The organism is Hephaestia caeni (assembly GCF_003550065.1).
Lineage (GTDB): Bacteria > Pseudomonadota > Alphaproteobacteria > Sphingomonadales > Sphingomonadaceae > Sphingomonas > Sphingomonas caeni_A.
This window is the reverse complement of sequence record NZ_QXDC01000002.1, coordinates 1,827,379-1,833,857: the sequence shown is the minus strand read 5'-3', so window position 1 is coordinate 1,833,857 and position 6,479 is coordinate 1,827,379. Positions and strand designations below refer to the sequence as shown.

Below are 6,479 nucleotides of genomic sequence, written 5' to 3'. Positions count from 1 at the left end.
TCTGTTCTTCCGAAAACTGCTTCCGCTTCATCTGTCCGTCCCTTTGTCGGGTCGGACTCTAGCTCCAACTGAAGGAAAAAGCGGGGGTCACGTCAGAACCTTAAGCGCAGCTTATCGGCGCGTCTGACGAAACGATGAAGTGCGACACTCAAGAGAGATTTGGCGCGACGTTATGAAATGACGCGTTCTCAAATGTGGATAGCGGCAACAAGGCCGTGCGGCTCTGCTGATCGCAGATCGAGACTGCCTCCGGCCGCGGCAAGGGCGGCTTCAGCAATCGACAGGCCAAGCCCGCTGCCGGGAACGTCCGTGCCCGTCCCCCGTTCGAAGCGGCGGCGCAGTCGTTCCCGCTGATCGGGTGGAATGCCTGGACCGTTATCCGTCACGCGGATTTCCAGCCCGGCTTGCTCGATGCAGGTAACCTGCACTGTGCCTCCGGCTGCGCCGTGGAGGATGGCATTCTCCACCAGATTGCCGAGCGCCAAGGCCAAAACCTCCGCTTCGATCGACACGGTGAGATCGCGGCAGGATCGTTCCATGTCGAGCCTCACGCCTTTCGCATCGGCGAGTGGCCCGTAGGTCTGCGCAATCTCGTCCAGCACCGTGCGCAATGGTGTCCGAGGCGGCGGGCCATCGCGCACTCGCCCTTCCTCGCGCGCAAGAGCAAGAAGCTGGCGGACGAGGCAGCTGGTGCGATCGACGGAAAAGACGATGCGTTCGAGCGCATGGCCGCGCATGGTTTCGTCGCTTGCCCGCCGCGCCACCTCGGCCTGCGTCTTAAGGCCGGCGAGCGGCGTCAGCAGTTCATGGGCGGCATTGGTCACGAAATCGCGTTCGGCCCGGCGTGCGGCGGCAAGGCGGGAGAGCAATCCATCCATGGCGCGGACCACCGGCGCCAGTTCGGCCGGCGCCTTGTCGATCCCGAGCGGGGTCAGGAGATCGGGCGAGCGCGCCTCGATGCTCTTCGCCAGCCGGTCGAGCGGTCGCAATCCGCGCGAGACGCTCAGCCACGACAGAATCGCCAGCGCGGCCAGTCCGACGAGGGCCGGCAGCAGCAGGCCCAGCATCATGCCGGACACCAGCCGATCGCGCACGCTCAGATTATCGCCGACCATGACGCGGATGCCGCGCTCGGCATCGACATGGGTATAGACCCGCCAATGCTCGTCCCCGATCCAGCGTTCGGAAAAGCCCGCTTCGCCACCGGCGAGCGGCGTGGCGGGGGAACCGGCGGAATGGCTGACCAGTTCGCCCCGGAGCGACCATATCTGGCAGGACAATTCACGATCATAGGGCGTGGGCGGGGCGGGCCGGTCGATGTCCGTGACTGGCACGTCGAGCGCGGCGACCATGCGCGCCGCTTCGATCAGCCGGCGATCGAGCACCTGCTCGACTTGCGCGCGCGTGGACAGCGATGTCCAGGTTGCCGCCCCGGCCCAGACCAGCATGGTGACAGCCGCGACCAGGGCGAACAGGCGGCCGTGCAGCGAATTTAGGGGCGACTTCATGGGCAAGCGATCCGATAGCCCTCACCGCGCACCGTCTCGATCCAGTCGCGACCGAGCTTGGCGCGCAGCTTATGGATATGCACTTCGACGGCGTTGCTCTCGATTTCTTCCTGCCAGCCGTAGATGCGGTCTTCGAGTTGAGCGCGCGACAGGATGTGGCCGGGATGAGCCGCCAGTGCATGAAGGATCGCATATTCGCGTCGGGACAGTGGAATATCCTGCCCGTCGAGGCGAACCTGCCGCCGCGCTTCGTCGATGGAAAGCGCCCCCAACCGGATTTCACCATGGGCGCGGCCGTTCGATCGACGCAGCAAGGCGCGCAACCGGGCCGAGAGTTCGGAAAGATCGAACGGCTTGCCGAGATAATCGTCGGCGCCGCCGTCCAGCCCGTCGATCCGGTCGGAAATGAGATTGCGCGCGGTCAGCAGCAGGATGGGTGTGGCGACGCCAGCCTTGCGCCACTCGCCGAGCAGATCGAGGCCCGAGCCGTCCGGCAGGCCGATATCGAGCACGATAGCGGCATGGTCGCTGGCATCGAGACCGGCGCGCGCATCGGCGCAGTTCGCAACGGCATCGACCTCGAACCCGTCAAGGCTAAGCCCGGCGATCAGGCCGTCGCGCAGCACCGCATCATCTTCGACCACCAATATCCGCATTAAGGCTTCCAATCACGCGCCAAGCTTATCGCACACTTAAGGCGCAGGCTAAGTTTGCCTTAAGCTTTGCCACCAATCACCCGGCGCCATGGACGGAATTATCCAGATCGGCCCTCTGATGCTCGCAAGCGACCGGCTGCTTGCGGTCGCGGCTTTATGGCTGTTTCTCAGCGCTGGCGCCTGGATCGGGACGCGCACCAGTAGTCGCGCAGGGCGTGTGGCATGGATCGCCGTAGCTATAGGCATCCTGGCCGCGCGTGTCGCCTATGTGGCGGAGAACTACACGGCGTTTGCGGCCGAGCCCTGGACCGTCATCGCGCTCTGGCAAGGCGGATTCACGATCTGGCCTGGCGTTGGCGCCGCCGCCGCGGCGGCCGCTTTGCTGCTTGGACGACAACGGGCAACCGGAGGGCTGCTTGTGTCGCTCGCGGCGCTGGCGCTGGCGCATATGGGACTGACGCACTGGCTTGCACCGTCCATCCGTCCGCTTCCCCAAGGCATTGTCCTTGCCGACATGAACGGCAAGACGCTGTCGCTTTACAGCTTGCGGGGCCAACCGTTCGTGCTCAATCTCTGGGCGACCTGGTGCCCGCCCTGCCGGCGCGAAATGCCCATGCTGATCGACGTGGCGAGTGGCTCGAAGGTGCCTATTCTGCTGGTCAACCAGCGCGAAACGCCTGCCGTAATCGCCGCATATCTGAAACGCGAAAAGCTGGCGACATCCGCCCTTGTCCTCGATCCTGTTGGCGTGCTGGGCGAGGCGACCGGCGCGCAGGCATTTCCCACCACTTTGTTTGTCGATGCGGCCGGGCAGATCCGCAGCACCCATGCCGGTGAAATCTCTCGTGCCGCGCTGACTGCGGCCATCCGCGATCTGGAAAGGAATCCAATATGAAGAAACTCGCCCTTGTCGGCATGTTAGGAACTGTCGCCCTTGGCGCCGGAGTCGTGGCCGTCCGGGCAGGCGGCGACGATGGCAGCGCCCATGCCCACTCGACCGACGATTCAAACACGGCGGCTGAGGGCGCGCGTATCCGTCATGAGATCCAGAATGATCCGGTTGCACCAACCATCGCGCCGCAAGGCTATGACGTGACGATCGTGTTCTTCTCCGACTATCAATGCCCTTATTGCCGCAAGGTACATCCCGTTCTCGAAGCGCTCATGCGCGAGGACAAGAAGGTGAAGCTGGTCCATCGGGACTGGCCGATCTTCGGTGCCGCGTCCACGGAAGCGGCGAAGGCCGCCATCGCATCCAAATATCAGAGCAAGCACGAGGCCTTCAACGACGCCCTCATGCGATCACAGGGCAAGCTCAGTTCGCAATCCATCCGGGCCGCCGCCGATCGCGCGGGAGTCGATTGGGCCAGATTGCAGGCGGATTTGCGCCAGCACCGCTCCGAAATCGACCAGACGCTCAGCCGATCCAGCCGCTATGCCGCGATGATGGGGCTTTCGGGCACACCGGCCATGCTGGTCGGTAATTACCTGATCCCCGGCGCGGTCGATCTGCCCAACATGCGTGAGGCAGTCGCAATGGCGCGTTCCCAGGGCCAGCAGGCACAAATGCAATAGGGCGCACCCGCATGATCCCAGTAAACCGCGCGACCTGCGTAGGGAGCCGCGGCTCGCAAGGGTCCCTACGCTCCACCGCCGATTGCCTGAACCAGCGTGGTCATAGGCCAACGCACCGACGACGGCTGCAAACTTTGGGCATTGAGATTCCTCCCGGATTGCGGGGGAAAGACAGGCCCTAGCTTAAGGTGGACTTATGGAGTGCGATCCAGGCGGCGAATGACCGTATTCGCGCTACGCTGTCCTGCTTCCACCGCGCCCGCAAGGTAGCCCGGCTCGGTCAGGCTTGTTTCGCTTGCGGCAAGGACAAGACGATCCTGCCAGTCTTCGCCCAGCCATGGTGCGGAGGCGGGATAAGGGTGTTCGCTGCCGCTCTGGTCCAGCTCTGTCGCGGTCAGCGGATCGGCCGCCCAATCCTTGAACAGCGTGACGCGCGGGCTGGCGGCTTCAGGCCCGAACAGTCTTGCCAACTGGAGAAGGCAGGTTTGTGCAATCGCTTCCGAATCGAACTGCCTGCGCTGGGATGCGGACAGGCCAAGAAAACCGAATAATGCGGCTTGTCCCGATGCGGTCGTTGCATCGTGGATTTCAGTCATCGGCCCCATCGCGCTGCGGGCGTGGCCGGAAAGCCCGGCATCGCGCCAAAATGGCCGCTCATACAACGCAAAGAATTTGGCATGCGGCGCCATCCACGTTGGGGTCTGGCGCCAGCGTCGAACTGTGGCTTCATCCAGAGCAGGTGAAAAATGAATCAGCGCCTGCGCCAGTCTTGGCGGGGCGGCGAGCACCGCCTGCCTGGCGCTAATGCTGCCACGGCCATCGGTTACAAGGTCCACGCCTTCGTTCGTGGAGGCGATATGCGTGATCGGCGTATCGAGCAGAATGCACTTTGCAGGCAACGGCCTGGCCAGCGCGGCGATGATTGCGCCCATTCCCCCCGTGACCCGGAAGGACGGCGGTGCGGATGCCATCGTGGGATAACGCTGGGGTGTTTGTCCGGTCGCATGTTCGAATAGCATGTCGCCATCGCTGAATTGCGCGAAAAGCGACAATCCCAGATCGCGTATCAATGCGCCGAGTTCCGGCTGCATGTCCGGCCAGATCCAGGAGGGGCCGAGATCGAAACCGTCCGTGGACAGCGCGCCGTCCCCGCCAGCCGAGACTATCCTGCCACCGAGCCTATTTCTGGCCTCGACCAGCGTGAATTCTATTCCGGCCTCATAAAGCGCGCGAGCGACGACAAGACCCGAAAGCCCTCCGCCAATTATGACGACATCGGTTCGCATCAATCCGCGAAGGCGCACACGTCATCGTGAAGCAGTGGCGCCGACTTGAACCAGACGCTCGCGCCCTCCGGTCCAACATGTGCGGTCAGCGGTTGGCCGGGCGGCAGTCGCAACCAGCTCCAGCGGGTCAGCGTGTCGCTTTCGCTGTCGAAGCTGCCGTTCAGAACCAGCAGTTCCAGCCCCTCGGGATTGACCAGGTTGATTTCGGCATCGGGTTGCCACGTTTCGAGCATCACATGCTCCGAGGCGCTTTGGAACAGAAGGAACGAAGAGATGACACCGGGGCGGAGGGCAATGGACTTGCCATCGCCGGGGCGCGCTACGACGCGTTCCCGATCCGTGGCGCCGAACTGCCATAATTTGACGAATATGGTGCAGCCGTCCTCGCTGCCCGGCGCATGCCCGGTTCCCGGCGGGTTGCGGACATAGGTGCCTGCCGGGAAGTCCCCGGTTTCGTCCTGAAACGTGCCTTCCAGCACCAGAAACTCCTCGCCGCCCGGATGGCCATGCCGCGCGAAATGGCTGCCCGGCGCATAGCGGACGATCGAGGTGGCACGGGCTTTCTCGTCGCCGATACGGAACAGCATCCGGCGCTCGACCCCCTTGGCCGGGCTTGGCACCCAATCCAGCGCGGCCGCATGGACCAGCGTGCGAACCGCAAGATCATCTTTCAGCAGCATGGCTCACAACTCCGCCCGGCCGCCGTCCACGACGACCTCCGCGCCCAGCATATAGCTTGACGCATTGCTTGCGAGGAACAGAACGGCGGCGGCAATTTCCTCCGGGCGGCCCATGCGGCCGAGCGGCGCCTGCGCACCGACCTTCTCCGCATAGGCGCGGAAATCTTCCTCGTTTTGATCCTTGCCCCGGTGGATCGGCGTTTCGATCGAGCCGGGACTGACGGCGTTGACCCGAATCTTCCGATCAAGCAATTCGGCCGAGAGCGTGCGGGCGAAGGAGCGTACCGCGGCTTTCGAGGCCGACAGCAGGCTGCGGCCCGGCGCCCCGATCTGGTTGAGCCAGGAGGTGTTGAGAACGATCGAGCCGCCTTCGCGCATCAGCGGCAGCACGGCCTGAATGGTGAAGAAGACCCCCTTCACATTCACGTCCATCATGCGGGTGTAGGCCGCTTCGTCGGTGGTCGCGATCGGCGTGCCGAAGGCGACACCGGCATTGGCGAACAGGATGTCGAGGCCCCCGAAGGACGTCTCGAGCGCCTCGCGCGCTCGCGCGAGATCGTCGAGGGAGGTAACGTCCCCGTGAAGCGCCACGACATCATCGCCGAGATCGGCAATGGCATGGTCAAGCTTTTCCGGCGAACTGCCCATGATCGCGACACGCGCGCCATTGTCCCGCAGCAGGCGTGCCGTGGCCAGCCCGATGCCGCTTGATCCGCCCGTTACGAGCGCCGTCTTTCCATCCAGCATGATCCATGCCTCCTGATACGGATATCC

The 6,479-nt window shown here is 63.9% G+C and carries 7 protein-coding genes; 2 read left to right on the top strand and 5 right to left on the bottom strand.

Annotation, left to right across the window (positions count from 1 at the left end):
* Positions 1 to 188: 188 nt before the first annotated feature.
* Complete coding sequence (locus DFR49_RS08595; protein WP_119035176.1) at positions 189 to 1,508, bottom strand: ATP-binding protein; 1,320 nt, start codon at positions 1,506 to 1,508, stop codon at positions 189 to 191.
* Positions 1,505 to 2,152: a winged helix-turn-helix domain-containing protein gene (locus DFR49_RS08590; protein ID WP_245968302.1), complete on the bottom strand. Its 648-nt coding sequence runs from the start codon at positions 2,150 to 2,152 to the stop codon at positions 1,505 to 1,507. The genes DFR49_RS08595 and DFR49_RS08590 overlap by 4 nt, the downstream gene beginning before the upstream one ends.
* A 100-nt stretch (positions 2,153 to 2,252) precedes the next feature.
* Between DFR49_RS08590 and DFR49_RS08585 the strand changes: the two genes are divergently transcribed.
* Positions 2,253 to 3,059 carry a TlpA disulfide reductase family protein gene (locus DFR49_RS08585; protein WP_119035174.1) on the top strand — a complete coding sequence of 269 codons (807 nt, stop codon included), beginning with the start codon at positions 2,253 to 2,255 and terminating at the stop codon, positions 3,057 to 3,059.
* On the top strand, positions 3,056 to 3,739 hold the full coding sequence (locus DFR49_RS08580; protein ID WP_119035173.1) for a DsbA family protein: 684 nt from the start codon (positions 3,056 to 3,058) through the stop codon (positions 3,737 to 3,739). Before DFR49_RS08585 ends, DFR49_RS08580 begins: the two co-directional genes overlap by 4 nt.
* A 194-nt stretch (positions 3,740 to 3,933) precedes the next feature.
* Here the strand turns inward: DFR49_RS08580 and DFR49_RS08575 are convergent, their stop codons facing one another.
* The 3 genes from DFR49_RS08575 to DFR49_RS08565 are packed head-to-tail and all read right to left on the bottom strand — an operon-like array spanning position 3,934 to position 6,452.
* Positions 3,934 to 5,025 carry a flavin monoamine oxidase family protein gene (locus tag DFR49_RS08575; protein ID WP_119035172.1) on the bottom strand — a complete coding sequence of 364 codons (1,092 nt, stop codon included), beginning with the start codon at positions 5,023 to 5,025 and terminating at the stop codon, positions 3,934 to 3,936.
* Positions 5,025 to 5,705, bottom strand: a complete 681-nt coding sequence (locus DFR49_RS08570) for a cupin domain-containing protein (RefSeq protein ID WP_119035171.1) — start codon at positions 5,703 to 5,705, stop codon at positions 5,025 to 5,027. Before DFR49_RS08570 ends, DFR49_RS08575 begins: the two co-directional genes overlap by 1 nt.
* A 3-nt stretch (positions 5,706 to 5,708) precedes the next feature.
* The gene (locus DFR49_RS08565) at positions 5,709 to 6,452 is read right to left on the bottom strand and encodes an SDR family oxidoreductase (protein ID WP_119035170.1); all 744 of its coding nucleotides are present in this window, start codon (positions 6,450 to 6,452) and stop codon (positions 5,709 to 5,711) included.
* Positions 6,453 to 6,479: the final 27 nt, after the last annotated feature.

Coding starts and splice junctions, on each gene's coding strand:
- DFR49_RS08595 (WP_119035176.1), bottom strand. CDS start 1,508: ATGAAGTCGCCCCTAAATTCGCTGCACGGCCGCCTGTTCGCCCTGGTC.
- DFR49_RS08585 (WP_119035174.1), top strand. CDS start 2,253: ATGGACGGAATTATCCAGATCGGCCCTCTGATGCTCGCAAGCGACCGG.
- DFR49_RS08580 (WP_119035173.1), top strand. CDS start 3,056: ATGAAGAAACTCGCCCTTGTCGGCATGTTAGGAACTGTCGCCCTTGGC.
- DFR49_RS08575 (WP_119035172.1), bottom strand. CDS start 5,025: ATGCGAACCGATGTCGTCATAATTGGCGGAGGGCTTTCGGGTCTTGTC.
- DFR49_RS08570 (WP_119035171.1), bottom strand. CDS start 5,705: ATGCTGCTGAAAGATGATCTTGCGGTTCGCACGCTGGTCCATGCGGCC.
- DFR49_RS08565 (WP_119035170.1), bottom strand. CDS start 6,452: ATGCTGGATGGAAAGACGGCGCTCGTAACGGGCGGATCAAGCGGCATC.